Below are 23,708 nucleotides of genomic sequence, written 5' to 3' on the forward strand. Positions count from 1 at the left end.
ATGAAGTGATTTAAAGATGGTATTCTTTTGACTATTTAATTTTTTATTTTCATAATAAAATTACTCAAAATCACCAAAAAGAGATTGTTAAACTATAGGATGATGAAATAAATAATTGCGAAAACCCTCTTGTGGTAGCGGTGGGATATATTTTCTGTTTACTTTCTATTAGGTAATATAAAATCTACTAAAGCTTTATTAAGAAAATCATTTAAAGGTTTTATTGCTTTGTATTTTTTTGTTAAAGTGAGTATTAGCTCTTCTTCTTTGCGCAATTCATTTTCATTAATAGCTGATTCAACATACCAGTTTTTATGTTTTAGTAATTCAAAATAAGGACTGTCTTTATCATAGCCTTTAGGGCAGTTTTTTAGCTTAAAACCAGAGAGCTGAAAAATTTTTTAAAGGTACTATTGTTAATAATTTGTGTTAGCTCTTTTCCATGGGTAATGATATAGTCCCGAACCATTGCTGTTGCTTCTGGAAATTGAGTAGCATAAACACCACCAGCTGAGAAAGAAATTCCTTTAGGATTGAATTGGAGAAAGTATCCAGCAAGGAATAAATTGTTTTCCTTTTGGGTCGATATGGGCTCTAAAAGAAGGATTGTAGGGGCTTTTATTGTGGCTAAAACGAATATCTCTATTCAGTCTAAATAGGAATTTACTATCAGTAGGCTCAATTGCTTTATCAAAAGTTCTAATGTTGTTAATTAAAGCATCAAGGAATAATAGAAATTCATATTCTGCTTCTTTTTTTAAATCTTTATGTTTATGCATCCAATCTAAATTATTGTTATCATAATGAAAGAAAAGTAATTGATTTTTCTAAATTCATTTTAAATCTCCTTAAGTTTTTCATATATTATATCATAAATAGCCAGTAAAAAAGGAAGACCATAATCTTCCTTTTTTACTGGTAAGTATTTTATTTATGCTGCAGATGATTGTCCTAAAAATTGACTGTTTTATAAATTGTAATAGAAGCCACCTTGGGCTAGTAAAGTTTCATGTGTGCCTTGTTCAATTATTGAACCTTTATCCATTACTAAAATTAAATCAGCATTTTTATAGTTGAAAGACGGTGAGCAATTACAAAGCTTGTTCTGTCTTTCATTAATTCTCCCATAGCTTGTTGGACTTGTTGGATAAGTAGCTCAGTTCTAGTATCAACACTACTAGTAGCTTCATCTAAAATTAATATTTTTTGATTAGCTAGGATGGCACGGGCAATTGTAATTAACTGTTTTTGACCTTGCGATATATTCGTCGCTTCTTCGTTAATTATTGTCTCATAGCCTTTTGCCAATGTTTTAATAAAATGGTCAGCATATGCTGCTTTAGCGGCATCAATAACATCATCAACAGTCGCTTCTTTACGACCATAAGCAATATTATCTCTGATTGTTCCATTAAATAGCCAAATGTCTTGTAGTACCATTCCAAAAAGACTGCGAAGACCACTTCTAGTTAAATCCTTAATGTTTTCACCATCAATAGTAATGGCACCACCATTTAATTCGTAGAAACGCATTAGGAGATTAACTAATGTTGTTTTACCTGCTCCAGTAGGACCTACAATTGCTACTGTTTGTCTTTCCCTCACATCAATGGATAAATCATTCATTAAGATGTTATCAGGCTCATAACCAAATTTAATATGATCAAAATGAATATTGCCTTTTAATGTATCTACTGGCAATGGTGTAGTTGTTTCTGGAACTTCTTCTTTTTTTCATCCAGTAATTCAAATACTCTTTCAGCAGCAGCAGTGGATTGTATAGTGTTAAAGATCTAGCTACTTGGGTAATTGGTTGTGTAAAGGAACGTGAGTATTGAATAAAGGGTTGAATATTACCCAATAGTTAGTTGTCCCATACTTGCTAAAATACCACCAACAACACAGACAATAACATAGCCTAGGTTACTTACAAAGTTTAATAGAGGAATAATAATACTTGAAATAAACTGTGATTTCCAACCTGCTGAGTACAGTCTTTCATTAATATCATCAAACTCTTCAATAGAGCGTTTTTCTTGTCCGAAGATTTTTACTACTTTTTGGCCAGTATACATTTCTTCAACATGGCCGTTCATAGCCCCCCGATTCTTTTTGGTTAGCAATAAATTGTTTTTGCGAATGTTTCGCAATTTTTGTTGTAATAAAAGCAGCAAGAGGTAATGTGAGAACTGTTACTAATGTTAGTATAGGACTAATTGTTATCATCATAATCACAACACCAACTATAGTAACAATTGAGGTGATAATTTGGGTTAAGCTTTGTTGTAATGTAGTACTGATTGTGTCAATATCATTTATTACTCGGCTTAAAACTTCCCCATAGGTATGATTATCAAAGTATTTCATAGGTAATTTATCAAGTTTCTGACTGACATCATTACGCATATTAAAGACAGTTTTCTGAGTAATATTAGTCATAATGAAACCTTGAATATAGGAGAACAATGCACTTAGTAAATAGAGTCCTAATAGTAATAGGAGAATTTGACCAATAGCGCCAAAATCAATAATTGGTTTTACAGTTAAGTTGAGATTTTCAATATAATCAAGATAATTTGCTGGAATTTTATCTTTAATTTCAGCGGGCATGTTTTTTAAAACAGAAGCCCCTGTAGTACCTTCTGACAACTGAATTCCAGGTGGTAGTTCTTTATGCACCTGATTATAAATTGTAATGCCAACAACGCCTTTTGCCAAAACATCAGTAGCATTTCCTAAAATTTTAGGGCCAACAATGGCAAAGACTGTACTGGCTACAGCAAATAAGAATACGACAACAATATGAAATTTATAGCGTCTTAAATAGCCTGTTAAACGTTTTAAGGTTTGACCAAAGTTTTTGGCTTTTTCAGCAGGTCTCCCTAAAGAAGATCAAGGAGGTCCGCCTTGAGGAATTTTGCTTTTAGATTTTTCTTTTACTTCACTCATGCTGCTTCCTCCTCTGATAATTGTGACAAGACAATTTCTTTATAAATTTTATTATTTTTATAAAGTTCTTCATGGGTTCCTTTGCCAACTACTTTACCACTATCTAATACGAGTATTTGGTTAGCATCCATAATATTGCTTACACGTTGAGCTACTAAAATCATAGTCGTATCTTTTATATTTTCTTTTAATGCTTTTCTCAGTTTGCCATATGTTGTAAAGTCTAAAGCTGAGAAACTATCATCGAAAATAAATATTTCAGGTTTTCTCACTAGAGCTCTGGCAATAGCCAAACGTTGTTTTTGACCACCAGATAAGTTTGTACCGCCTTGTGCAATTTCTGTTTCAAAACCTTCTGGCTTTTCATTGGTAAACTCTAAACATTGTGCTGTTGTTGCAGCAGCTTCTAGTTCTGCATCTGTAGCGTTTTCTTTGCCATAGAGAATATTTTCTGCAATTGTGCCTGAAAAAAGAACGGTTTGTTGGGGTACCATACCTATTTTATGTCTTAAAGTTTCCATATCCATATCGGTTATTGATACACCATCAATTAGAATTTCACATTCTTCTATATCGTAAAAACGTGGAATTAAATCAATTAAAGTAGTTTTACCAGAACCTGTACCACCGATAATAGCTCTTGTTTCACCGGGCTTAGCAGTAAATGTTATATTTTTTAGAACTGGTTCTTCTGCACCTTTGTGTCGAAAAGTAACATTTTTAAATTCAAGAATACCATTTAGTGTTTTAAATTTAGTTACTGGTTTTTCTGTAATTTTAATAGTGCTTTGAGAATTTAGTACTTTATTAATTCTCTTTGCAGACACTTGAGCTCTTGGTAAAAGGAAGAAAATCATGGAAAACATTAAAACAGAAAACATAATTTGCATTGCATATTGGATAAAGGCCATTAATGAACCAATTTCCATAGTTGTTGCTTCTACTTGAAATCCTCCAAACCAGACAATGGCAATTGTACTGATATTCATAACTAGCATCATTGCTGGAAAGAGAATAGCCATAATCAAATTAATTCTCAGAGAAGTGTTTGTTAAACTTTTATTAGCTTTTTTAAAGCGTTTCTTTTCATCATCAGAACGATTAAATGCTCGAATAACTCTCATACTTGTTAAAAATTCCCTTAAAACTAAATTGAGTTTATCTAGCTTTTTTTGATTTTTCTTAAATAGTGGAACAATTAGTACTAGCATAAAGGCCATAATAACAACAATAATAGCAACGATAACAACAATAATCCAAGATAGTTTTGGTGTTTGAGATACAGCCATAATTATTCCTCCAATCATCATGATTGGGGCCCCTATCATCATTCTATACATAATGATAAATTGTTGTAATTGAGTAATATCATTAGTGGTTCTAGTAATAAGGGATGCTGTGCCAATTTTATTCATTTCATCATTTGAATAATAGGTTACTTTTTCAAATACGGATTTACGAACATTTTTTTGCCAATCCTGAACCAACTCGAGCTAACAAATAGCTGGCCAAGATTGTGGCTGTAGCACTTAATAAAGTAACTAGAAGCATAATACCTCCTGTTTTCCAAATAGCAGTGGTATCATTTTTTAGAACACCATTATCAATAATTTGTGACATTAATTTAGGTAGATTTAAATCGAACATAGTTTGTGCAAAAATAAAGATAATTGCTAAAATAACAGCAATCCAATATTTTTCTAAATAACGTAAAATTTTTGTCAAATTAGTGGCTCCTTTCTTCTGAGGTATATAACATAATATCCTTTAAGGTCTCAACAAATGATTCCATTTTTTCAACACCTATGTAATCAACAAGACCTGTTAAATGCTTCAGCATATGGGTTTGGTGATTTTTTAAAAATAAATCACCTTTTTAGATAATTTAATGTAGATAGAACGTCTATCCTTTTTATTAATTGTTTTGGTAATAAAATCATTTTCCTCTAAACCATTAATAAGCTGGGTAATAGAGGATGATGTAACATTCATAATTTTATCCATATGAGAGACTTTTACACCTTTAGGGTGCTTTTTTTGTTTCTCCCCATAAGACACACATGTAGAAAAGTCAATTGGGCAGGGCTTAAACACTCTTTTGAAGTATCTTTTGGCATATAATGTTTATGTTGCTTAAAATGGCGGATAACATTGATTAATTCAAGGGCCATTTTTTCTTTTTCATCCATTGGAATTCAACACCTCCTTATTTAGTTAACTTGCTTAATTAATTAGCTGCTTAACTATTATATATAGATTGATTTTTTGTCAATAAAAAAAGGAGAATTTTATTCTCCTTTTTAATAAAATATTATTTTTTGCAGAAAGAATGGGAACCACTGAGGCTAGAAATAGTGATTCCCTGAATAGACAATTTATCTTTACCCTCTAAAGTATATACAATTTAATAGGTGTTTTCAATGGACAAAAGACCTTTATAGAAACATTTGATAATCCTTCGTTTAATATAAAATTATCAGTATTGCAATTGTTATAGACATGGAATACACTTAAGTAAGGAGGGCTATTACAGTGACAAAAAAGAAAAAAATAGGGATTTGGATTAGCCTAATTATAATAGTAGTTATTCTATTTAGTGTCTTAACAGCTACAGGTGGTTTTGATTTATTAAAAGATGTAGAATCACTTCAAATTTGGATAGCTAGTTTTGGTAGTATAAGTTATTTAGTCTATATTGGTATCTTTGTATTAGGTGCTGTTTTTTATTGTCTGCAAGTGTCTTCACAATAGTAGGAGGGTTATTTTTGGTTCAATTAAGGGAACCCTATTTGCTCTTATAGGGGCCACGCTATTAGTACAGCATTAAGTTTTCTGATTAGCCGCTATTTGGCTAGAGATTTTATTGTTAAGAAATTTCAGCATAAGAAGGTCTTTGAGACTATGGAAACAGGGATTGCTAAAAATGGTGTTGAGTTTGTCTTAATTACTCGCTTAATTCCAATTTTTCCTCACAATATTCAAGGGTATGCCTATGGCTTAACAAACATATCTTTTATTAAATTTACTGTTGTTTCTGCATTTGCTATGTTACCAGGGGCTTTTTATATGCTTATTTTGCTGGGGAGTTAGTGCGAACGGGGGTTACGCCTTTTTTTATTGGTCAGTTAATAATTGCTAGTCTTTTATTTTATATTCTTTTTAGAGTTGTTAAGAAAATAGCAAAAATGAAAGGTATTTCTGTTGAGGAGTTAAGTGAAGAAAATAACGAATAGAGTTTTGTATAATGAAAATATAAAGAAGCAAATTAAGGAGATTAAAACAGCCTGTACAGGTTGTCGAAGTTGCTTTAAAGTATTGTCCTATGCTTGCAAATTTTGGCAGGAATCCAATTGACATTGTTGAAAAACTGGAAGTTGAATTGAATTTTGATTTAGTCTATAGTTGTCTTTTATGTGGTTCATGTAAAGTTGCTTGTCCTTTAAATTTACCTATTCCAGAACTTTTAAATGAACTAAGAATTGAGATTGCGAATACTAATAAGGGCAAGGCAAACTCAAAAGGTCGTTTAGGAGTTGTGGCTTTTCAGACTTAGGTATCAAGCCCTATATTTAGAGGAAAGCAGGTTAAAAAATATGAGTAATATTGGTTTTATGGCTGGTTGTAACCTAAGTGCTTATAGTCCTTATGATGTAGAACAAGTTTTAATTTTTCTTAGCACCCTACATGGAGGCAAGTTAAGAGGCATTAGTAATTGTTGTGGCAAGCCAACATTAATGTTAGGTGAAATGGAGCATTTTAGAAAAAATATGATTTGCCGGAAAATGATTTTAGTTATTATAATCTAGAAACTGTTATAAAACCATTAGCAATCACTCTAATATACAGGTTGTCTCTCTCTGGCATGTATTGGCTGAGCGCCTGAAAATAGAAAAAGATAGTCTGGTTAAGGATGCAGTAGTCTCTATTCAAGATTCTTATTCTGTTAGAAATGTTCCTTTAATTCATAATAGTGTTAGAAAGCTATTAATAAAAAAAGGCTACTCTATTAAAGAGTCAAAATATTGTAAAGAGAAAACTCTATACTGTGGTATGGGAGGCATGGTTGGTATGCTGAGACCCTCAATTAGCAATAAAGCATTAGAAATGGCAACAGCAGCAATGCCAGCTAATGAAGTCATTAGCTACTGTGGTGGCTGTCATTCCATGTTTTTAAGGACTGAAAAAAGCCACTTATCTTTTAGATCTTATATTTGAGAATAAGTCTAAAAGAGAGAAACCCTTATCATTAATTGAAAGTTATAAAAATCGTTTTAAAACAAAACAAATTATAGATAATTTTAATAAAAAACAGATTAAATAATTCAGAGGAATTGACAAAGTGTCTTTTTATTCTTATATTATTAAAGGAACTAAATAAGTCGGTAGGTGAGGTTACCGCATAGATAAGGATCGTTGCCGCGGAGTAGTGGAGACACTATGAGTTGGTTAGCAGGCTATGTCGATTCAAGGTATAATCTAATACAATTTCATTGCTCTGCGAAGCTTAAGCTTGAACGGTGGTATACATTTTAATTGAATAGAGTGTATTAATTTGTGGAGAATATAAACTTCTAGCCATTGTTTTGCTTTGGTTGGAAGTTTTTTTATTTGCCATTCTTATTTAGATTAATTTTGATTTAGGTAGTTAGGGCAATCAAAATTGGGAATAGACCTCGGATGAATAAACCGAAGTTTGATAGTAGGCATTTTAGGAAGATTCATGTCAGTCATCAGGCGGCTCGCTCTACCAATACTGATGTTGATGCCATAGTCATAGGAAAGAAGAGCCTTAATCTTAGATGGGCCAATACGTCTCTTAGTAAGATGACAAATCTCCGAGAATAAGCTGACGGAGTTTTTAATTCTCAATAGTTCTAGGAGAAAGTTTTTCCGAAAAGTATTTGTAATAGGAGCTGCGGTTCACTTTAAGGACATGACAAAGAAAAGAGATAGCGTGCTGAAAACGAAGGGTATGAACAGCCATTAATCTTTGTCTGAGTGAGGCGTGAATATGGCAATTGCTTTTTTTAAAATGATATTTTCCTCCTAGAGTCGAGCATTACGCTTTTGAAGATCCTTAATCTGCTTAGCGGTTAGAATAGTATCATCATCAATTCTAACCTGAGAATAAAGTTTAATCCACTTGTGTAAAGCAGACATGGAGACACCATATTCTTTAGAAAGTTGGGATTGAGTTTTACCGTTTTGGTGTAAATTAACAATACTTTTTTTAAATTCTTCATCGTATTTCTTGTAATTATTCATAATTTTATCCTTTCTTATGTGTCTACTTATTTAAAACATGTTTCACTTTTTCCTGTCTACTTTTTTAGTATATGTCCAAAAAATAAAAAGGAGGGTGAATTTATAATGGACTATACTAAAGTATTGGCGGTTGATGCTATTGCAAATGACAGTAAAAGAATTGTTGTTGTAAATGACAATAAAATGCTATTAGCTAGAGTGGAGGATCAGTATTATGCCATTGATAATGTTTGTCCTCATATGGACGGATCCTTAGGAGATGGGATTCTAAAAGGCTATGTGATCACTTGTCCAAAACATGGCAGTCAATTTGATATTAGAGATGGAAAAGTTGTTAAGAGAGGTAAGATTGCATTTGTTAAAGTAAAAGTAGATAATTGCAAGACTTATGAAGTCAAAATAGAGGGAAAAGACGTATTCATTGGAATTGAATAATGCTATAATTAAGGGGATAAGAGAGTAAGAAGAGGGGATATAATCATTGAGTTTTAAACAGGATGAGGCATTAGCAAAAACTCATTTGGAGAAACAAAGTGCGTTGGTTGATGCTGGGCTTACAAATGAAGAAGTAGCAATTAGAGAAGAACGGGGAGAGGTCAATCGGATTCTTAAGGCACCTACAAGAACGTTGTGGGATATCTTTAGAACTAACCTATTCACTTTTTTTAATGGCTTAAATATTGTTTTAGTTGTATTAGTACTAATTGCTGGAGAACCAAGAAATGCCTTATTTATTATAATTGTAATTGCCAATATATTAATTGGTATTATTCAAGAGTATAGAGCGAAAAAAACAATTGAAAAAATGTCTCTTTTAAAAAATGAACAAGTTCATGTGCTTAGAGAAGGCAAGGAAGAAGTTATTCCAATTGATGATGTAGTCATAGACGATTTGGTTATGCTTATTCCTGGCATGCAACTGCCAGCAGATGTGATTATTGTTGAAGCTTTTGGATTAGAAATTGATGAGTCTTTATTAACAGGAGAATCAGACTCAATTGAAAAACAAGTAGAGGATTGTGGCTATTCAGGTAGCTTTGTTGTAGCCGGAACAGGAAAAGCGCAAGTTCTTAGAGTGGGAAAAGAAACCTATATTAACCAGTTGAGTCATGAGGCAAAACGTTTTAAAATTGTTCATTCAGAATTGCGTGATTCTATTGATAAAATAATTAAATTTTTAACTTTAATTATTTTTCCTGTGGCATTATTATTGTTTATTAGTCAATTCTTTATTATTAAGCAAACTTGGAATGAAGCTATTCTTAAAACTGTTGCAGGTATTATAGGTATGATTCCAGAAGGCTTAGTTCTTTTAACAAGTGTTGCTTTTGCAGTAGGTATTATTTGTTTAGCTACGCACCGAACTCTTGTTCAAGAACTACCAGCAATTGAAAGTTTAGCTAGAGTTGATGTTCTCTGTTTAGATAAAACAGGAACTTTAACAGAAGGTTCGTTAGATGTAGCAAAAGTAATTACACTTGATGAGTCTTTTCAAAAGTTAAATATGGCATTAGCCACTTATGCGTATATGAGCAAAGATAAAAATGAAACATCCCAAGCATTAATTGATTACTATAAAAATGAGGTGCAATTGCTTTGGAAAATTACCGATAGAATACCATTTTCATCAACACGAAAATGGGCTTCTATGACTGTTGATGATGGTATGACTTATATTATGGGGGCGCCTGATATTTTAATAGAAGATAAAGCACTCTTAGATAAAGTAGAAATTTTTGCAAAACAAGGGTATCGTGTTCTTTGTTTTGCAATAACTAAGGAAACTGTAACTAAAAATAAACATCCTAGAGGCTTAGTTATTGAAACTTTAATATTGCTACAAGATAGAATTAGAGAAGAAGCAAAAGCTACTTTAGATTATTTTAAAAAACAGGATGTAACACTTAAAATAATTTCTGGTGATAATCCAACAACTGTTGCAACTGTTGCTAGACGAGTAGGGATTCATGACCATGAAAACTACATTGATTCTAGAACTTTGCCTGAAGACCCAAAAGACTTAGAAGCAATTATGGAAAACAATACAGTTTTTGGGAGGGTTACACCTCAACAGAAAAAAGAAATGGTTCAAGCGTTGCAAAGAAGAGGTCATATAGTTGGTATGACTGGTGACGGCGTTAATGATGTTTTAGCTTTGAAAGAGGCTGACTGCGGTATTGCCATGGCTTCTGGAAGTGAAGCATCAAGGGCTGTTGCTCAATTAGTGCTCCTCGATTCAAATTTTGCAGCTTTACCTGTAGCTGTAACCCAAGGAAGAAGGGTTATTAATAATATTCAAAGGGTTGCAAGCTTATTTTTAGTGAAATCGGTTTATAGTATTATTTTGTCAGTATTTGTTACAATTTTTGGATTTGCGTATCCTTTTACACCGATTCAAATTTCATTAATAAGCACATTGGCTGTTGGGATACCAGCATTTTTCTTAGCGTTAGAACCAAATCAAGAACGGATTTCTGGTAGTTTCTTTTCAAAGATTCTATCAATAGCTATACCTGGAGGGATAACGGTATCCTTTAGTTTGTTATCCATTAACTTTTTGAATATGGTGACACACTTAAATTTTTCACCACCAGAAATGGCAACAATGCTTGTACTTGCAACGGGATTAATCCAATTATTTGTATTGGCTAAGATTAGTAAACCGCTAAATATTTGGCGGATTGTATTAATTGGTACAATGTCTTTACTGTTTGTAGCTTGCTTCTTTATACCGGCTACAATTAGTTTCTTTGGCTTAGCTCGTTTAACATGGTTTCTTGCTTTTGTAGCTGTTTTATTTACTTTAACAGCTTCTTTATTAGTTATTGTAGGTGAGAAAATATTAAAAAGAGTATTTAAAAAAGACAATAGGGTATAAGATAAGTGTTGGTTTTTGTTAGTTTGGTATTAAGATGTTTTAAAGCTAGAATTTATTTGGGAGATTTGTCAAGATGAGATCGAATAGTGAAGAAGAAAAAAGAAATTAACGAGACGGCAAGTGGTGCTAATTGCAACTATAATTAGTGGGATTTTACTCCTTTGCTTAGCTATAGGCCTTTATGCAAAAGGACAAGATTTAGAGACCATGAAAGGTAGATTGGAAACACTTGAACAAAGAAATGAAATATTAGAAAAAGAAAATAAAGATATGAGAGATTTAGTTGCCTATAATATTTCTGAGGGTATCCTGCTAAAAAATGCTTTCTTAACATTTGATGATGGTCCATCTGACAATACAATGATTCTATTATCAACTTTAAAGGATGCTGGTGTAAAAGCTAACTTTTTTCTCTTAGGATGTAAGATTGATAACTATCCTGAAGCAACAAAAGCTATTGCTACAGATGGTCATGGTGCTTTTGTTCATTTCTGATACCCATCAATACAATCAAATATACAGTTCAAAAGATACTTTAATAAATGATGTTTTGACTACCAGAAAAAATTATGGATTTAGGTATTAAAGAACCTACCCTATATCGTTTTCCAGGAGGTTCCAATACAGGCTATTTGAAAGATAATGTATTTGCTGAAGTTAAGTTGGCTCTTAAAGAAAATAAGTTTACTTATGTAGATTGGAATGTAGATTCAGGCGATGCAAAAAGAAGCAATGTTTCTGCTGAAGAGATTAAGAATAATATTATTAATCAGTCAAAAACAAAAAACACTATTAGTATTCTAATGCATGATGCAAATTCAAAGGAAACCACTATCAATGCTTTGCCGGCAGTCATTAGTGGGCTTAAAGAGTTAGGCTTTCAATTTTTGGTAATTCCTGATGGTGTTTCAGGTCCAGAATTTAGAACTTAAAAAAACATAAAAAGCTGTAACATTATGCTACAGCTTTTTATGTTCTGTTTTAAATTAATCTCTTACAATTTATACCTCTAGCATCTGTATTAATACTACCAGTTAAGATTAAAATTCCTTTAATTAGGCCCCAAATTTCAGCTGCAAATATCAGCAGTACACCAATACCAAAACATGAAGTTAATAAGCCGACGATTGTCATTGAAAGTTGACCTGCTGCTTTCCCAGTATAGCCAAGGTAAAAATTATATACACCGAAGGCTCCCAAGAAAATACCAAAAAGACCGGCGGCTATTTTTGATTTTTGAGTTTCCAATTTGTATCCTCCTTTATTCTATATAAGCTAATTTTAGCTTATTTGAAAAACCTTGTAAAGGAGAAGCTCACATTTGTTTAACTAGATGGTAAAACGAATTAAGAAAAGGAAAAAAGAGGAGATTATAATGAAAATTATTTCGTGGAATGTTAATGGATTAAGAGCTGCTTTGAAAAAAGGTTTTGAAGCTATTATAGAAGAGTTAGATGCAGATATTGTTTGTTTACAAGAGACTAAAATGGAACAAGGACAAGCTATTATTGACTTGCCAGATTATGAAGAGTATTGGAACAGTGCTGTGAGAAAAGGTTATTCTGGGATTGCGATTTTACTAAGAAAAAGCCCCTAAATGTAACTTATGGAATGGGACTTGAAGAACATGATCAGGAGGGACGTATTATTACGTTAGAAATAAAAGATTTTTACTTGGTAAATGTCTATGTGCCCAATTCTCAAAGAGAATTGGCACGTCTAGAATATAGGATAGCTTGGGAAGATGCATTTAGAAACTATGTTGATGAATTGAAAAAACAAAGGCTGTAATTATTTGTGGTGATTTAAATGTTGCCCATCAGGAAATAGATTTAAAGAATCCTAAGAGCAATCGGGAAAATGCCGGATTTAGCGATGCTGAAAGAGCCAAAATGACAGAGCTTTTAGACAGTGGTTTTATTGATACATTTAGATTTCAAAATCCAGAAAAAGAAAATGCCTATACATGGTGGACCTATCGCTTTAAAGCCAGAGAGAAGAATGTTGGCTGGCGTATTGATTATTTTTTATTTTCTGAAGAGTATAAGGATAAAATAAAAGAAGCAATTATTTACGAAAATATTATGGGAAGTGACCATTGTCCAGTAGGTTTAATATTTTAAGATAGGTTTTTCTATGGTATAATATTAAAATGAATTATAAAGGAGTCTTTAGAGTAAGCTCTTTTTAATCCTATAAATGATTAATAAAGGAGAGGGAAAGTTATATGAAATTTACTAAAATGCATGGTTTAGGAAATGACTATATATATGTTAACTGTTTTAAGGAAAATGTTGAAAATCCTAGCGCGCTTTCTATTGAAATTAGTGACCGACACTTTGGTATTGGTTCTGATGGTTTAGTTTTGATTATGCCTTCAGAAACAGAAGATTTTAGAATGCGGATGTTTAATAATGATGGCTCAGAAGGAGAAATGTGTGGTAATGCTATCCGCTGTATTGGAAAGTATGTTTATGACAATGGATTAACAAAAAAAGAAATTGTTTCAGTTGAGACTCTAGGTGGTACTAAGGTGATTGCTTTAAATATAAAAAACGGAATTGTGGAAAGTGCAAGAGTAGACATGGGGGGACCAATTTTAGAACCTGAAAAAATCCCAGTTAATTTTAAAAGTAATCCTGTAGTAAATGAACCTATTATTGTCGATGGCAAGACCTATGAAGTTACTTGTGTTTCTATGGGAAATCCTCATGCCATTACTTATATGGAGCAAATTAATCATTTAGAATTAGATAAAATTGGACCTAGCTTTGAGTTCAATGAAAAATTCCCTAATAGAATAAACACAGAATTTGTCGAAGTTATTAGTAGAAAAAAACTTAAAATGAGAGTTTGGGAAAGAGGTTCTGGAGAAACATTAGCTTGTGGAACGGGAGCATGTGCCGTTTTAGTAGCCTCTGTTTTAAATGGCTTAAGTGAAAGAGTTGCTACTGTAGAATTAAAAGGTGGTTCTCTTAAAATTGAATGGAATCAAGAGGATAACCATGTTTATATGACTGGACCAGCAACAAAAGTATTTGATGGTGAAATTGAAATATAAGGAGAGTGCACGATGATTAAAATTAATGACCATTTTTTAGATTTAAAAAACAGCTATCTTTTTTCAGATATTTCTAAAAGAGTTAGTAAATTTCAAAAGGAAAATCCTGATAGAGAAATAATTCGTTTAGGAATAGGGGATGTTACAAAACCTTTATCCAAAACTGTTGTTAAAGCATTGCATAATGCTGTCGATGAAATGGCATCCAGCGAAACATTTAGAGGTTATGGCCCAGAACAAGGCTATGAGTTTCTAATCGATAAGATTATTGAGTTTGAATATAAACCTTTAGGTATAAATTTAGAGCGTTCAGAAGTATTTATTAGTGATGGCTCTAAATGTGATACAGGAAATATTGGTGATATTTTAGATGTTTCCAATACTGTGGCTATTACGGACCCTGTATACCCAGTCTATTTAGATACTAATGTGATGACCGGTCGTTCAAAAATTGAGTTTTTACCTTGTAATCAAGAAAATGATTTTGCGCCTTCCTTACCAAAGGAAAAAGCGGATATGATTTATCTTTGTTTACCTAATAACCCAACAGGAACAGTATTAACTAAAGACCAGTTAAAGGTATTTGTTGACTATGCTAAAGCTAACAAGTCTTTAATTTTATTTGATGCAGCATACGAATCTTATATAACAGAGGAAAATGTACCTCATAGTATTTATGAAATTGAAGGTGCTAAAGAAGTTGCAATTGAATTTAGAAGCTTTTCCAAACAAGCTGGCTTTACAGGAACAAGATGTGCTTATACAATTGTCCCCGAAGAATTAATTGGCTATACTAAAAATGGTGGAGCTATTAATATGCATTCTCTTTGGCTTAGAAGACAATCCACTAAATTTAATGGGGTTTCCTATATTGTTCAAAAAGCAGCAGAGAGTATTTATACACCTGAAGGGCAGAAGGAAATTAAGGAATACATTAGCTATTACATGGAAAATGCAAAAATTATTCGCGATGGATTAGAGAGTATTGGCATTAAAACTTTTGGAGGTGTTAATGCACCTTATATTTGGCTAAAGACACCCGGAAATCTGTCTTCATGGGAGTTTTTTGATTTACTCTTAAATGAAGTTGGTATTGTAGGTACTCCAGGAGTTGGTTTTGGAGATGAAGGGGAAGGGTACTTCCGCTTAACTGCTTTTGGTAGTCGTGAAAATACAATAAAAGCTATTGAAAAAATAAAAAAAATGACATTTTAATTTATTATTTAAGGTCTTTTCTTCTTCAAGATGTTGACCATCACAAAATGGTTTGTTATGAGATTTTCCACAACGGCAAAGGGTGACTCGATTTCTTTTTTCGTAGGCACTATTGTCATCACCTATAATTTCTATATAGTTTTTCACCCAAAGGGGCCCTTCTTTATTGGTAAAATAATCTTCTACAACACTAATTTCTGTTGGCATTTCATCTTCAATTATTTTCCCATCCTTAGTCTGTGGAGTTAAGCGTCCTCCAATACAGTTTAAGGCATCTCTAGTGAAGATTGCTTTCCCTTCTTTTGTTTCCTGTCTTATGTAACTGTGCTCTAACACCTCCTGCTCTTGAACAGAATTTAACAGCGGCACATAAATCACAGGCATCTAATAAATTCATATCAGCTCCTTCAAAAAAACAGACTGCCTCCTCAAGATAGGGTCTTTTAGAAGCAGTTTCTGTTCCGTCAGAGCCTAGTGTGTGTGCTATCGCAGAATGGCGCGCCCGCTTGTTAGCAGAATTGCCACAGCGACAAAGGGCATATTCTTCTTCTGTTTGATAATTCTTTTATTTTTTTTATTGTATCGCCATGAACCGTTTTATTTTCTGCATCAGGCGGCCCATAATAGCATATTCATTTAAAGGAATGTCAGAGGATACAATATAAGGGCCATCAGCAATAATTCTAATATGATTGCAATTTTCACATTTTTTTGAAGATATTAATATCATTTCCTTTCATCAATAATAAATATAGTTAGGGGTATTATTATTTTTTATGACAATGCTTTTTATAGGTTTCCCCATATTTCCATGGCTTTCAATACAGGCTTTAGACTTTTACCTGTATCTGTTAATGTATATTCTACTCTAGGTGGAACTTCTGCGTATACTTTTCTTGTAAGTAATCCATTTATTTCCATAGTTCTTAAATTTGATGTTAAAACTTTTTGTGTTATTTTACCAACAGCTCTTTGAAGCTGGGAAAAACGCATAGTACCATGTAAAAGTTCTCTAATAATCAGAGCTTTCCAAGAATCTCCCGTTAATTGTAAAGTCATTTCAACTGGACAGTTTGGATATTCTTTTGTCATAGTAAAACCTCCTTGCTATAGCTATAGTATCTTTAGGGATACTATAGCACTTTTTAGTGCCTTCTTTACAATTGGTCTATATAGAAGTATTATAAGTCTATCAGCAATTTATTGCAAATAAATGAAATTAATATAATGAAGGTTTTAATAATGTTTGATTATGGAAAGTTTTTCGATGAGCATCCTAATGGTGTTTTAGCGACGTTTGATGAAGGGAAAATTAAAACAAGAATATTTCAATACCTTTTTACTGATAATAATAGAATCTATTTTTTTACCAATGAGAATAAGCCTGTTTATAAACAGTTAGTAAAAAAATCTGAGGTTTCTTTTTGTTCCCACCATGAAGGGTATTCTCCTGTTACATCAGTAAGAGGGAAAGCCATTTTTATTGATGATTTGAATTTAAAAAAAGAATATTTGGACAAAAATCCTAATATTAAGGCTATTTAAAATCTGCTGATAATCCTGAACTAAAATTATTTTATATTGATATTGAAGAGGTAGAAACATTCAGTTATGAAGAAGGTCCTAAAAAATTCCAAATAAATTAATTAAGATGATTAAAAAGATGTAACAATTTCTTGTTACATCTTTTTATATGTTATGAATAAATAAATAAAGTTATCCTAGAGCAACTAGTGATGGTTTTTATTTTTGCTTATTGAAGAACTCTATAAGTAAAGGGTATAGACCTGGAGAAAATAACATGCTATGATTTGCATAAAGAATAGTATAAAGGAAGGGGGAAGCATAATGGGAAAACCAATTATGATTCAAGGCACAATGTCTGGAGCAGGGAAATCAATTGTGACAACAGGTCTTTGTAGAGTATTTAAAGAAGCTGGCTATAAGGCGGTTCCTTTTAAAGCGCAAAATATTTCCTTAAACTCCTATGTTACTAAAGAAGGATTAGAAATGGGCAGAGCCCAAGTAGTACATAGTGAAGCGTGTGGTTTAGAACCAGATGTTAGGATGAATCCTATTCTTTTAAAGCCTGCAGGTATGAGGGGGGATACAAGTTATTGCCTTTGGTAAGGTTGTAGGAAATATGAAAATAGGTGAGTATGGGCAGTATAAGGAAGAGATTAGAGAGCAGGTTAAGGCTACCTATGAGGATTTATTAAAAGCAAATGATATTGTAGTTATTGAAGGGGCTGGAAGCCCAGCAGAGATTAATTTAGGCTTTGAAAATGATTTAGTCAATATGGGAATGGCTAACTATTCTCCTTGTTGGTGATATTGATAGAGGGGGGTGTGTATGATGCTCTCTATGGTACAGTTATGTTATTTGACGAGGCTGAAAGAAGTTATTTTAAAGGTCTTATTATTAATAAAATGAGAGGGAATTTAGATGTTTTAAAAGAAGGCAATGAAAAGCTAGAAAAACTTTTAAATGAACCGATGGTAGGGATTCTTCCTTATTTAGAAATGGATATTGAAGATGAAGATAGTATTACAGAGCGTTTTAAGGCGAGGGGTTATGGAGATTATTTAAATATTGCTGTTATTCGTTTGCCGAGTTTATCTAATTTTACGGATTTTGCAGCTCTAGAAAGAATGGAAGGGGTTAACATTCACTATTTAACTTCTTTTAAGAAAGATTCATCATATGATTTAATTATTATTCCTGGCAGTAAAAATACTATTGAGGATTTGCGATGGTTAAAAAAATCAGGCATTACAGACTCTATTATAGAGGCTGAAAAAATGATACTCCGATTTTAGGCATTTGTGGCGGTTATCAGATGTTAACAGAATATGTTGAGGATCCTTCCAATGTTGAAAATGGAGGATCTTGTAATGGATTAGGGCTCTTATCAGGCGCGACAACATTAGGAAAAGAAAAAGTACTTAAGCAAGTAAGGGGTAAAATTAATGCACTTACAGGTTTGTTTAAACCATTAGAGGGGGGGCTGGATTTAGAGGTTACGAAGTTCATATGGGAAAGACAGAATTTAACGATTATCCTATTGCTAGCTGTGGTAACTGCTATGGCACATATGTTCATGGTATTTTAGATGAAAAAGCAATTGTAGAAAAACTGATATCTATTTTAGCTTTAAAAAATAGTATAAATGTAAAAAAGCTGTGGTGTTGATATACACACCTATAAAGAAAAGCAGTATAAGGAGTTAGCAGAGCGAATACGAAAGTATTTAGATATGGATTTAATTTATTCAATTATAGAAAAAGGTTTATTATAGTGGCTTAATCATAATAGGAGGCTATAAAGATGTTAGATAAGAAAGTCTACACAATTGGGGAAATTGCAGATTTATTTCATATGTCTACAAAAACATTGCGATTTTATGAGGATAAAGGACTACTTGAACCAGAGAGCAGAGGTGTAGAAAATTGTTATCGCTACTACACAAAAAAGCAGATTTTACAGATTATTTTAATTAAGGAGTTAAAACATTTAGGATTTGCTTTAAATGAAATAGCTGAATTTAAAGAAGATAAAACATTAGAGCAGTTAATTCTTACTTTAGAAAAGAAGAAAGAAACTATAAAAAAAGAAATTAAGGGGTTAGCAAAGCAAAGAAAGAGTATAGAGAAAGCTTTAAATCGTATTATTAAAGTTTATTTACTAATGAATGAAGATTATTATGAAGAAGGCTTAAATGATACTGAAGATGTTTATCATTTTGAATTAGTAGCCGTTCCTGAGTCCTATATTGTTTATACAGTTGCTGATTATGATTATAATTTAAATGAACTTTTTGTAGACCGATATGCAGATTTAGTTAAAATTAGAGATCGTTGTAATTTATTTGCGCAAGGTTCTTTTATGGCTACTTTTCGTGGGGAATATATTGGAGAAGCATCCCATATTGCTTAAGAAGCAATTTATAGAAAAGGTTCTTTGGAAGTTTTTATGCCAATTCTCAAAGGTAAAAAAGCCAATTTATCCTGTGTAAAAAATATGGTGGCTTTTTGGCAGCAAAGACAATTTATAAAGGGCATTATAGAAAACTAATTCGTGTTTATGAAAATTTTTTAGAATGGGGTCTTGCTAATGCGTATCGCTTAAGTGGTGCGCCTGTAGAAGAATACATTGTAGATCCTATTACTACAGATTGTGAAGATGAGTATGTAACAGCTGTTTATTTTCCTGTAGAAAAGAATCCTTTGTAATAAATTATAAAATGTTCTTGACCTTCCTTTTACTGGAAGCTTTATGATGAAAGTAGAAAAATAGAATGGAGGGTCATTATTATGTTACATGCAGATATGATATTTGTGAATGGAAAAGTTGTGACTGTAGATAAGCATTTCAGTTTTAAAAAAGCAATTGCAATTAAAGATGGTTGGATAATAAATGTAGGCGAGAAATAGTGACATTAAACCTTTTATTGGACCTGGAACTCAGGTAATTGACTTAGCAGGTAAAATGATTTTACCTGGGGCCCATGATGCTCATATGCATGGGATTTGGTATGGGGTTTCAAAACCACCAATTGCTTTGGATATTAGTTACTCTAATGTAAAATCTATAGCTGACATTAAGGAAATGGTTTATGAAAAAAGAAAAACAGCGCCTAAAGGAACCTGGATTAAAGAAGTAGGTTTTACTGTAGGTCATTTGTTAGAGTGTAAAGATGATCCAAGTCGTGTGCCACGAAAAACGGACTTTGATGATATTAGCCCAGATCATCCTATTGCATTATATGATTTTAGTTTGCATACATTAGTTGTAAACAGTAAAGCATTAGAAGTATGTGATGTTAATAGACATACTGAAAATCCAGCAGGTGGAGAAATTGAACGGGATGGTAATGGAGATCCAACTGGTGTTTTCAGAGAGTTTGAAGCTCAAGGGGTTATTATGAAAAAATTTCCTAGGTTGACAGATAAAGAGCTTAAGCTTGCAATTCAATAAACTCAAAAAGAATTAAATAAAAATGGAATAACAAGTTATAATGATTCTGCTCTCGGGCCAGGAGGTGACCTTACATTTGGAGGTGCCTTAGGCCAGAGGGCGATTTCTGTTTATGGGGGAAATGGCTGAAAAAAAGAAATAACAGCTAGAGTATCCGTTGGACTTTTAATGGGGGATTATGATGTGTTAAATTATGATGATGTAGTTAAAGGTTTTGAAACTATTAAATTTCCTAAGATTACAGATGAAAACTGGATGAATATTCCTATGTTGAAAATATTTGCAGATGGTATTCCTGTGGGCTATACCGCATGGCTTTTGGAAGACTATGCCAATAGACCAGGATTTAGATGAAGTTCTTGTTTGCCGGGAGAAACAGATGAAGCTCAAGAACAAGAGCTCCATAAAATTATTCTCTATGCCCATAAAAAAGGCTATCAAGTGGGGATTCATGCAACCGGTAATCGCTCTATTGATGTTTCATTAGATGGTTTTATTAAAGATATTGAAACTTATCCAGGGCCATCAAAAAGACACTATGTTATTCATGGTGATATGATTACCAATGCTTGGGCTAGAAAAGCCATTCCCTATGATGTTGGTTTAACTTTAGAACCAGAAGTTGGGACATTAATATATGAGGCAACAACACCCTTTATTGGCAAGAAAGCCAGTCGCATTTATGGCGTGAAAGAGCTTTTAGATTGTGGTCTTTGGATTTCTGGCGGTTCTGATTGTCCTATTACTTATCCTAACTGGCGAAAAGGTTTGGAGGCAGCTGTAACGAGACGTTCTGCCACAACGGGTAATAAACATTGTCCTGAACTAGGGGTTAGTGTAGCAGAAGGTATTAAAGTGTATACTTATGGAGGGGCTTATCAAGAACGATTTGAAAAAGTTATAGGTTCAATTAAAATTAATAAAGTTGCAGATTTTCAAGTCCTAGAGAAAGATTTATTTTCAGTGGAGCCAGAAGCATTAGGTTCTGTAGATGTTGTTATGACAGTTACTGGTGGAAAAATAGTTTATGAAAAATAAAGGAGGGTATTAAAATGAAAGATGAAAAATTAAGTGAAAAGAAAATTCTAGGTTGGAAATCCTATGAATTTACCATTTTACTCACTCAAATGGCAGGCTGGGTTAATTGGCGAGCTGCATTTTTAGTGGCTAGCATTCCCACATTTATAGTGGGCTTTATTATGTTAAAAGTTATTAAGGAAGTAAAAGTAGAGCCACCCCAGGGGTTAGTGCAAAGGGAAGTGGCTTTAAAAATTTTAGTGCCGTTTTAAAATACCGAAATGTAGTATTGTGTTTCTTAATTGGCATGTGTAGTATGGCTGGCTATTGGATACTGCTTACTTTTAGACCATTGTATGGGGGAAAAAATTGGTGGTTTTGATATTGAAACAATAGGTATTATTATTGCAGTTATGGGCTTTATTGGCATTTTCTATGCATTTATGATACCTAAAATTTCAGATAATATTGGCAGAAAACCAACATTGCTTATTTTCTACTTTTTATCCTTTATTGTACCTTTAAGCATGTTTTTCTTTCCTAATTCTTCAGTTGCCTTAATTATATTCTGTTTATTTGCATCCATACCAGGTTGTATGACACCTTTATTTATGGCCGTAATACCAACCAGAAACGTTACCTGAACATTAGCAGGAACTGCTCAAGGATTAATTTTAGGATTTGCAGAAATTATTGGAGGAGCACTTTGGGTGATTTTTGTAGGTATGATAGCAGATACACAGGGATTACAAGTAGCTATGCTTTCAGGAGCTGCTGTATTATTAATAGCTGTTATCTTAGCAGCATTTCTTATTGAAACTAATACAAAAGAAAAGATAGCTGAAGTTAAGGCATTGAGAATGAAAGGAAAATAATAGAATTAATATATATTAAATAAAAAAAATTGAGGAAATAAAGGGAGGTTTAGTTATGGGTAACAAAGAAGTTGTTTATCCTTATATACCTAATTCAGTACCAGAAATTAAGGCTGAGATGTTAAAGGCAGTGGGCGCTAAAGACGAAATGGAACTCTATGAGGAAATTCCAGAAAATCTAAAATTAAAAAGGGCTTTGAATTTACCGGAACCTATTTTAGATGAATATTCAATAAAGTGTCATGTGGAAAACATTTTGGCAAAAAAATAAGAACTGTAAAGAGTATATTAATTTTCTAGGTGCTGGATGCTGCCAGTATTTTGTACCTGCTGTTGTTGATGAAATATTAGGCAGAGGAGAGTTCTTAACCTGTTATGGCGCTGAAACATGGGCTGATCATGGTAAGTATCAAGCTTTTTTGAGTACTGTAGTCAGATTTCTGAGTTAGTAGATATGGATGTTATGAGTGTGCCTCTTTACGATGGTTATCAGGCCATGGCTACCAAGCCTATGTATGGCTAATCGCTTAAATGGTCGCAAAAAAATATTGATTCCAAGTACTTTGAGTGTCGATGCAAAGTCACTGATAACAAATTATACAGGATCTGCTCATGATGCTAATGTTTTAGATATTGTTGAAGTGAATTGTAATGAGAAAACAGGGGGGAATGGATTTAGAGGATTTAGAGAAAAAACTGACTGCTGATGTTTCAGCTGTTTTAATTGAGAACCCCTCCTATTTAGGTTTTGTGGAAACTAATAGTAAGGCAATAGGTGAAATGGCTAAAAATGCAGGTGCAGAATTTATTGTTAGTGTAGATCCTATTTCACTAGGGGTTATTGAGGCTCCAGGACAATATGGAGCAACGATGGCTATTGGTGATTTCCAGTCATTAGGAATGCATATGGCTGCTGGAGGCTGTTGTGGCGGTTTCATAGCAACACCAGATGAAATGAAGTATATGATGGAATTTAAAGATATTATGAATGGGGTGGTAGAAACTACAGTAGGAAGAGAGGTTGGTTGGGTTCCAGTTTTAGTGGAACGACTTCATTATGCTGTCCGAGAAAAAGGCAAAGAATTTAACAGGGACAGGTACTATTTATGGTCAATTGGAGTAGGTGTTTATTTAACATTAATGGGCCCTCAGGGTATGGCTGAAGTGGGACCAGACTATTATGCAAAATGCTCAGTATGCTGCCAAGAAAATTAATGATATTAGAGGGGTTCAATTAAAATTTGAAACACCTTTTTTCAAAGAGTTTGTGGTGGATTTTAAGGACTCTAAGATGACGGTGAAGGCTATTAACAAAAAGCTTTTAGATAAAGGTATTTTTGAAGGTTCGGATTTGGAAAAAGAAGGCCTTCCAGATTGTGATCTTTACTGTGTGACTGAGATTCATACAAAAGATAAAATTGATGAATTAGTAGATGCCTTAAAGGCTATAGTGGACTAAGGGGGGGATGA

The 23,708-nt window shown here is 33.0% G+C and carries 34 protein-coding genes, 5 pseudogenes and 1 riboswitch; of the genes and pseudogenes, 28 read left to right on the forward strand and 11 right to left on the reverse strand.

Annotated elements, in window-relative coordinates; genetic code table 11:
• Positions 1 to 158: 158 nt before the first annotated feature.
• The 5 genes and pseudogenes from AZF37_RS13020 to AZF37_RS10190 form a co-directional block, all read right to left on the reverse strand.
• Positions 159 to 788, reverse strand: a pseudogene (locus tag AZF37_RS13020) (DUF2461 domain-containing protein); the annotation flags it as partial.
• Positions 789 to 967: 179 nt separating this feature from the next.
• Positions 968 to 2,886: pseudogene (locus AZF37_RS13025) on the reverse strand (ABC transporter ATP-binding protein); the annotation flags it as partial.
• A gap of 59 nt (positions 2,887 to 2,945) precedes the next feature.
• Positions 2,946 to 4,674: pseudogene (locus tag AZF37_RS01140) on the reverse strand (ABC transporter ATP-binding protein).
• A gap of 132 nt (positions 4,675 to 4,806) precedes the next feature.
• On the reverse strand, positions 4,807 to 4,953 hold the full coding sequence (locus AZF37_RS01145) for a MarR family transcriptional regulator (RefSeq protein WP_088369215.1): 147 nt from the start codon (positions 4,951 to 4,953) through the stop codon (positions 4,807 to 4,809).
• Positions 4,954 to 4,964: 11 nt separating this feature from the next.
• On the reverse strand, positions 4,965 to 5,138 hold the full coding sequence (locus AZF37_RS10190) for a hypothetical protein (protein WP_162473787.1): 174 nt from the start codon (positions 5,136 to 5,138) through the stop codon (positions 4,965 to 4,967).
• 343 nt (positions 5,139 to 5,481) lie between these two features.
• Between AZF37_RS10190 and AZF37_RS01150 the strand changes: the two genes are divergently transcribed.
• The 6 genes from AZF37_RS01150 (at position 5,482) to AZF37_RS01170 (ending at position 7,164) form a co-directional block, all read left to right on the forward strand.
• On the forward strand, positions 5,482 to 5,700 hold the full coding sequence (locus AZF37_RS01150; RefSeq protein ID WP_088369216.1) for a hypothetical protein: 219 nt from the start codon (positions 5,482 to 5,484) through the stop codon (positions 5,698 to 5,700).
• A gap of 36 nt (positions 5,701 to 5,736) precedes the next feature.
• Positions 5,737 to 6,039 (forward strand): TVP38/TMEM64 family protein, encoded by a 303-nt coding sequence (locus tag AZF37_RS01155; protein ID WP_088369217.1) that lies wholly within the window; start codon positions 5,737 to 5,739, stop codon positions 6,037 to 6,039.
• Positions 6,039 to 6,182, forward strand: coding sequence for a hypothetical protein (locus AZF37_RS10195; protein ID WP_162473788.1), 144 nt, complete (start codon positions 6,039 to 6,041; stop codon positions 6,180 to 6,182). The genes AZF37_RS01155 and AZF37_RS10195 overlap by 1 nt, the downstream gene beginning before the upstream one ends.
• 89 nt (positions 6,183 to 6,271) lie before the next feature.
• On the forward strand, positions 6,272 to 6,502 hold the full coding sequence (locus AZF37_RS01160; protein ID WP_088369218.1) for a 4Fe-4S dicluster domain-containing protein: 231 nt from the start codon (positions 6,272 to 6,274) through the stop codon (positions 6,500 to 6,502).
• A 40-nt stretch (positions 6,503 to 6,542) separates the two neighbouring features.
• Positions 6,543 to 6,755, forward strand: a complete 213-nt coding sequence (locus AZF37_RS01165; protein ID WP_088369219.1) for a hypothetical protein — start codon at positions 6,543 to 6,545, stop codon at positions 6,753 to 6,755.
• A 61-nt stretch (positions 6,756 to 6,816) separates the two neighbouring features.
• Positions 6,817 to 7,164, forward strand: coding sequence for a hypothetical protein (locus AZF37_RS01170; RefSeq protein ID WP_088369220.1), 348 nt, complete (start codon positions 6,817 to 6,819; stop codon positions 7,162 to 7,164).
• Between the two features lie 156 nt (positions 7,165 to 7,320).
• A riboswitch (M-box (ykoK) riboswitch) is annotated at positions 7,321 to 7,478 on the forward strand.
• 97 nt (positions 7,479 to 7,575) lie between these two features.
• Here AZF37_RS01170 and AZF37_RS10200 read toward each other — a convergent pair.
• Together AZF37_RS10200 and AZF37_RS01175 are read right to left on the reverse strand one after the other, a co-directional pair.
• Positions 7,576 to 7,818 (reverse strand): hypothetical protein, encoded by a 243-nt coding sequence (locus AZF37_RS10200; RefSeq protein WP_162473789.1) that lies wholly within the window; start codon positions 7,816 to 7,818, stop codon positions 7,576 to 7,578.
• Positions 7,819 to 7,995: 177 nt separating this feature from the next.
• Positions 7,996 to 8,214 (reverse strand): transposase, encoded by a 219-nt coding sequence (locus AZF37_RS01175; protein WP_088369221.1) that lies wholly within the window; start codon positions 8,212 to 8,214, stop codon positions 7,996 to 7,998.
• A gap of 105 nt (positions 8,215 to 8,319) precedes the next feature.
• On the opposite strand from AZF37_RS01175, the gene AZF37_RS01180 reads away from it, so the two are divergent.
• The 4 genes from AZF37_RS01180 (at position 8,320) to AZF37_RS01195 (ending at position 12,024) form a co-directional block, all read left to right on the forward strand.
• Complete coding sequence (locus AZF37_RS01180; RefSeq protein WP_088369222.1) at positions 8,320 to 8,649, forward strand: Rieske (2Fe-2S) protein; 330 nt, start codon at positions 8,320 to 8,322, stop codon at positions 8,647 to 8,649.
• Between the two features lie 46 nt (positions 8,650 to 8,695).
• Positions 8,696 to 11,092: an HAD-IC family P-type ATPase gene (locus tag AZF37_RS01185; protein ID WP_088369223.1), complete on the forward strand. Its 2,397-nt coding sequence runs from the start codon at positions 8,696 to 8,698 to the stop codon at positions 11,090 to 11,092.
• Between the two features lie 120 nt (positions 11,093 to 11,212).
• Positions 11,213 to 11,587, forward strand: a complete 375-nt coding sequence (locus AZF37_RS01190; RefSeq protein ID WP_162473790.1) for a polysaccharide deacetylase family protein — start codon at positions 11,213 to 11,215, stop codon at positions 11,585 to 11,587.
• A 74-nt stretch (positions 11,588 to 11,661) separates the two neighbouring features.
• A complete protein-coding gene (locus AZF37_RS01195; RefSeq protein ID WP_088369225.1) occupies positions 11,662 to 12,024 on the forward strand; it encodes a polysaccharide deacetylase family protein in 363 nt (120 codons plus the stop codon).
• A 49-nt stretch (positions 12,025 to 12,073) separates the two neighbouring features.
• On the opposite strand, the gene AZF37_RS01200 is transcribed toward AZF37_RS01195, so the two are convergent.
• Positions 12,074 to 12,340 carry a TM2 domain-containing protein gene (locus tag AZF37_RS01200; protein WP_088369226.1) on the reverse strand — a complete coding sequence of 89 codons (267 nt, stop codon included), beginning with the start codon at positions 12,338 to 12,340 and terminating at the stop codon, positions 12,074 to 12,076.
• Between the two features lie 127 nt (positions 12,341 to 12,467).
• On the opposite strand from AZF37_RS01200, the pseudogene AZF37_RS01205 reads away from it, so the two are divergent.
• From AZF37_RS01205 to AZF37_RS01215, 3 genes and pseudogenes are all read left to right on the forward strand, one after another.
• Positions 12,468 to 13,215 (forward strand): annotated as a pseudogene (locus AZF37_RS01205) (exodeoxyribonuclease III).
• Between the two features lie 104 nt (positions 13,216 to 13,319).
• The gene (dapF, locus tag AZF37_RS01210; protein ID WP_088369227.1) at positions 13,320 to 14,153 is read left to right on the forward strand and encodes a diaminopimelate epimerase; all 834 of its coding nucleotides are present in this window, start codon (positions 13,320 to 13,322) and stop codon (positions 14,151 to 14,153) included.
• A 12-nt stretch (positions 14,154 to 14,165) separates the two neighbouring features.
• Positions 14,166 to 15,368 carry an LL-diaminopimelate aminotransferase gene (locus AZF37_RS01215; protein ID WP_088369228.1) on the forward strand — a complete coding sequence of 401 codons (1,203 nt, stop codon included), beginning with the start codon at positions 14,166 to 14,168 and terminating at the stop codon, positions 15,366 to 15,368.
• Here the strand turns inward: AZF37_RS01215 and AZF37_RS01220 are convergent.
• From AZF37_RS01220 to AZF37_RS01225, 3 genes are all read right to left on the reverse strand, one after another.
• Positions 15,300 to 15,752, reverse strand: a complete 453-nt coding sequence (locus AZF37_RS01220) for a CDGSH iron-sulfur domain-containing protein (RefSeq protein WP_088369229.1) — start codon at positions 15,750 to 15,752, stop codon at positions 15,300 to 15,302. The genes AZF37_RS01215 and AZF37_RS01220 overlap by 69 nt on opposite strands.
• A gap of 190 nt (positions 15,753 to 15,942) precedes the next feature.
• Positions 15,943 to 16,098 (reverse strand): hypothetical protein, encoded by a 156-nt coding sequence (locus AZF37_RS10205; RefSeq protein WP_162473792.1) that lies wholly within the window; start codon positions 16,096 to 16,098, stop codon positions 15,943 to 15,945.
• A gap of 59 nt (positions 16,099 to 16,157) precedes the next feature.
• Positions 16,158 to 16,460, reverse strand: coding sequence for a winged helix-turn-helix transcriptional regulator (locus tag AZF37_RS01225; RefSeq protein WP_088369230.1), 303 nt, complete (start codon positions 16,458 to 16,460; stop codon positions 16,158 to 16,160).
• Positions 16,461 to 16,610: 150 nt separating this feature from the next.
• Between AZF37_RS01225 and AZF37_RS01230 the strand changes: the two genes are divergently transcribed.
• The 15 genes and pseudogenes from AZF37_RS01230 (at position 16,611) to AZF37_RS11230 (ending at position 23,697) form a co-directional block, all read left to right on the forward strand.
• Positions 16,611 to 16,913, forward strand: coding sequence for a pyridoxamine 5'-phosphate oxidase family protein (locus AZF37_RS01230; protein WP_245611994.1), 303 nt, complete (start codon positions 16,611 to 16,613; stop codon positions 16,911 to 16,913).
• A gap of 303 nt (positions 16,914 to 17,216) precedes the next feature.
• A pseudogene (locus AZF37_RS01235) lies at positions 17,217 to 18,667 on the forward strand (cobyric acid synthase).
• A 29-nt stretch (positions 18,668 to 18,696) separates the two neighbouring features.
• The gene (locus AZF37_RS01240; RefSeq protein ID WP_088369231.1) at positions 18,697 to 19,305 is read left to right on the forward strand and encodes a MerR family transcriptional regulator; all 609 of its coding nucleotides are present in this window, start codon (positions 18,697 to 18,699) and stop codon (positions 19,303 to 19,305) included.
• Positions 19,306 to 19,400: 95 nt separating this feature from the next.
• The gene (locus AZF37_RS01245; protein ID WP_088369232.1) at positions 19,401 to 19,601 is read left to right on the forward strand and encodes a GyrI-like domain-containing protein; all 201 of its coding nucleotides are present in this window, start codon (positions 19,401 to 19,403) and stop codon (positions 19,599 to 19,601) included.
• Positions 19,602 to 19,839: 238 nt separating this feature from the next.
• Positions 19,840 to 20,346 carry an amidohydrolase family protein gene (locus tag AZF37_RS01250; RefSeq protein WP_281178927.1) on the forward strand — a complete coding sequence of 169 codons (507 nt, stop codon included), beginning with the start codon at positions 19,840 to 19,842 and terminating at the stop codon, positions 20,344 to 20,346.
• Positions 20,347 to 20,529: 183 nt separating this feature from the next.
• Positions 20,530 to 20,700: a hypothetical protein gene (locus AZF37_RS01255; protein WP_162473793.1), complete on the forward strand. Its 171-nt coding sequence runs from the start codon at positions 20,530 to 20,532 to the stop codon at positions 20,698 to 20,700.
• A gap of 9 nt (positions 20,701 to 20,709) precedes the next feature.
• Positions 20,710 to 21,384, forward strand: coding sequence for an amidohydrolase family protein (locus AZF37_RS01260; protein ID WP_088369235.1), 675 nt, complete (start codon positions 20,710 to 20,712; stop codon positions 21,382 to 21,384).
• 14 nt (positions 21,385 to 21,398) lie between these two features.
• Entirely contained in the window at positions 21,399 to 21,635 is a 237-nt protein-coding gene (locus AZF37_RS01265) for a hypothetical protein (RefSeq protein WP_088369236.1), read from the forward strand.
• Positions 21,636 to 21,665: 30 nt separating this feature from the next.
• Complete coding sequence (locus AZF37_RS01270; protein WP_162473794.1) at positions 21,666 to 22,007, forward strand: hypothetical protein; 342 nt, start codon at positions 21,666 to 21,668, stop codon at positions 22,005 to 22,007.
• A 66-nt stretch (positions 22,008 to 22,073) separates the two neighbouring features.
• Complete coding sequence (locus AZF37_RS10210; RefSeq protein WP_162473795.1) at positions 22,074 to 22,238, forward strand: hypothetical protein; 165 nt, start codon at positions 22,074 to 22,076, stop codon at positions 22,236 to 22,238.
• Between the two features lie 55 nt (positions 22,239 to 22,293).
• On the forward strand, positions 22,294 to 22,509 hold the full coding sequence (locus AZF37_RS11210) for a hypothetical protein (protein ID WP_245611995.1): 216 nt from the start codon (positions 22,294 to 22,296) through the stop codon (positions 22,507 to 22,509).
• Positions 22,481 to 22,687 carry a hypothetical protein gene (locus AZF37_RS11215; RefSeq protein ID WP_245611996.1) on the forward strand — a complete coding sequence of 69 codons (207 nt, stop codon included), beginning with the start codon at positions 22,481 to 22,483 and terminating at the stop codon, positions 22,685 to 22,687. Before AZF37_RS11210 ends, AZF37_RS11215 begins: the two co-directional genes overlap by 29 nt.
• Before the next feature lie 66 nt (positions 22,688 to 22,753).
• Positions 22,754 to 22,945: a hypothetical protein gene (locus tag AZF37_RS11220; RefSeq protein WP_245611997.1), complete on the forward strand. Its 192-nt coding sequence runs from the start codon at positions 22,754 to 22,756 to the stop codon at positions 22,943 to 22,945.
• A complete protein-coding gene (locus AZF37_RS11225) occupies positions 22,890 to 23,453 on the forward strand; it encodes a PLP-dependent aminotransferase family protein (RefSeq protein ID WP_245611998.1) in 564 nt (187 codons plus the stop codon). The genes AZF37_RS11220 and AZF37_RS11225 overlap by 56 nt, the downstream gene beginning before the upstream one ends.
• Complete coding sequence (locus tag AZF37_RS11230) at positions 23,419 to 23,697, forward strand: hypothetical protein (protein WP_245611999.1); 279 nt, start codon at positions 23,419 to 23,421, stop codon at positions 23,695 to 23,697. Before AZF37_RS11225 ends, AZF37_RS11230 begins: the two co-directional genes overlap by 35 nt.
• The last annotated feature ends 11 nt before the right edge of the window (positions 23,698 to 23,708 follow it).

This window comes from endosymbiont 'TC1' of Trimyema compressum (assembly GCF_001584725.1).
GTDB lineage: Bacteria > Bacillota > TC1 > TC1 > TC1 > TC1.

Coding starts and splice junctions, on each gene's coding strand:
- AZF37_RS11225 (WP_245611998.1), top strand. CDS start 22,890: ATGAGAAAACAGGGGGGAATGGATTTAGAGGATTTAGAGAAAAAACTG.
- AZF37_RS01240 (WP_088369231.1), top strand. CDS start 18,697: ATGTTAGATAAGAAAGTCTACACAATTGGGGAAATTGCAGATTTATTT.
- AZF37_RS11230 (WP_245611999.1), top strand. CDS start 23,419: ATGCAAAATGCTCAGTATGCTGCCAAGAAAATTAATGATATTAGAGGG.
- AZF37_RS01225 (WP_088369230.1), bottom strand. CDS start 16,460: ATGACAAAAGAATATCCAAACTGTCCAGTTGAAATGACTTTACAATTA.
- AZF37_RS11215 (WP_245611996.1), top strand. CDS start 22,481: ATGTGGAAAACATTTTGGCAAAAAAATAAGAACTGTAAAGAGTATATT.
- AZF37_RS01160 (WP_088369218.1), top strand. CDS start 6,272: ATGCTTGCAAATTTTGGCAGGAATCCAATTGACATTGTTGAAAAACTG.
- AZF37_RS01195 (WP_088369225.1), top strand. CDS start 11,662: ATGGATTTAGGTATTAAAGAACCTACCCTATATCGTTTTCCAGGAGGT.
- AZF37_RS01180 (WP_088369222.1), top strand. CDS start 8,320: ATGGACTATACTAAAGTATTGGCGGTTGATGCTATTGCAAATGACAGT.
- AZF37_RS01215 (WP_088369228.1), top strand. CDS start 14,166: ATGATTAAAATTAATGACCATTTTTTAGATTTAAAAAACAGCTATCTT.
- dapF (WP_088369227.1), top strand. CDS start 13,320: ATGAAATTTACTAAAATGCATGGTTTAGGAAATGACTATATATATGTT.
- AZF37_RS01145 (WP_088369215.1), bottom strand. CDS start 4,953: ATGGATAAAATTATGAATGTTACATCATCCTCTATTACCCAGCTTATT.
- AZF37_RS01165 (WP_088369219.1), top strand. CDS start 6,543: ATGAGTAATATTGGTTTTATGGCTGGTTGTAACCTAAGTGCTTATAGT.
- AZF37_RS11220 (WP_245611997.1), top strand. CDS start 22,754: ATGGCTAATCGCTTAAATGGTCGCAAAAAAATATTGATTCCAAGTACT.
- AZF37_RS01265 (WP_088369236.1), top strand. CDS start 21,399: ATGAAAGATGAAAAATTAAGTGAAAAGAAAATTCTAGGTTGGAAATCC.
- AZF37_RS11210 (WP_245611995.1), top strand. CDS start 22,294: ATGGGTAACAAAGAAGTTGTTTATCCTTATATACCTAATTCAGTACCA.
- AZF37_RS01175 (WP_088369221.1), bottom strand. CDS start 8,214: ATGAATAATTACAAGAAATACGATGAAGAATTTAAAAAAAGTATTGTT.
- AZF37_RS10190 (WP_162473787.1), bottom strand. CDS start 5,138: ATGGATGAAAAAGAAAAAATGGCCCTTGAATTAATCAATGTTATCCGC.
- AZF37_RS10205 (WP_162473792.1), bottom strand. CDS start 16,098: ATGATATTAATATCTTCAAAAAAATGTGAAAATTGCAATCATATTAGA.
- AZF37_RS01220 (WP_088369229.1), bottom strand. CDS start 15,752: ATGCCTGTGATTTATGTGCCGCTGTTAAATTCTGTTCAAGAGCAGGAG.
- AZF37_RS01230 (WP_245611994.1), top strand. CDS start 16,611: ATGTTTGATTATGGAAAGTTTTTCGATGAGCATCCTAATGGTGTTTTA.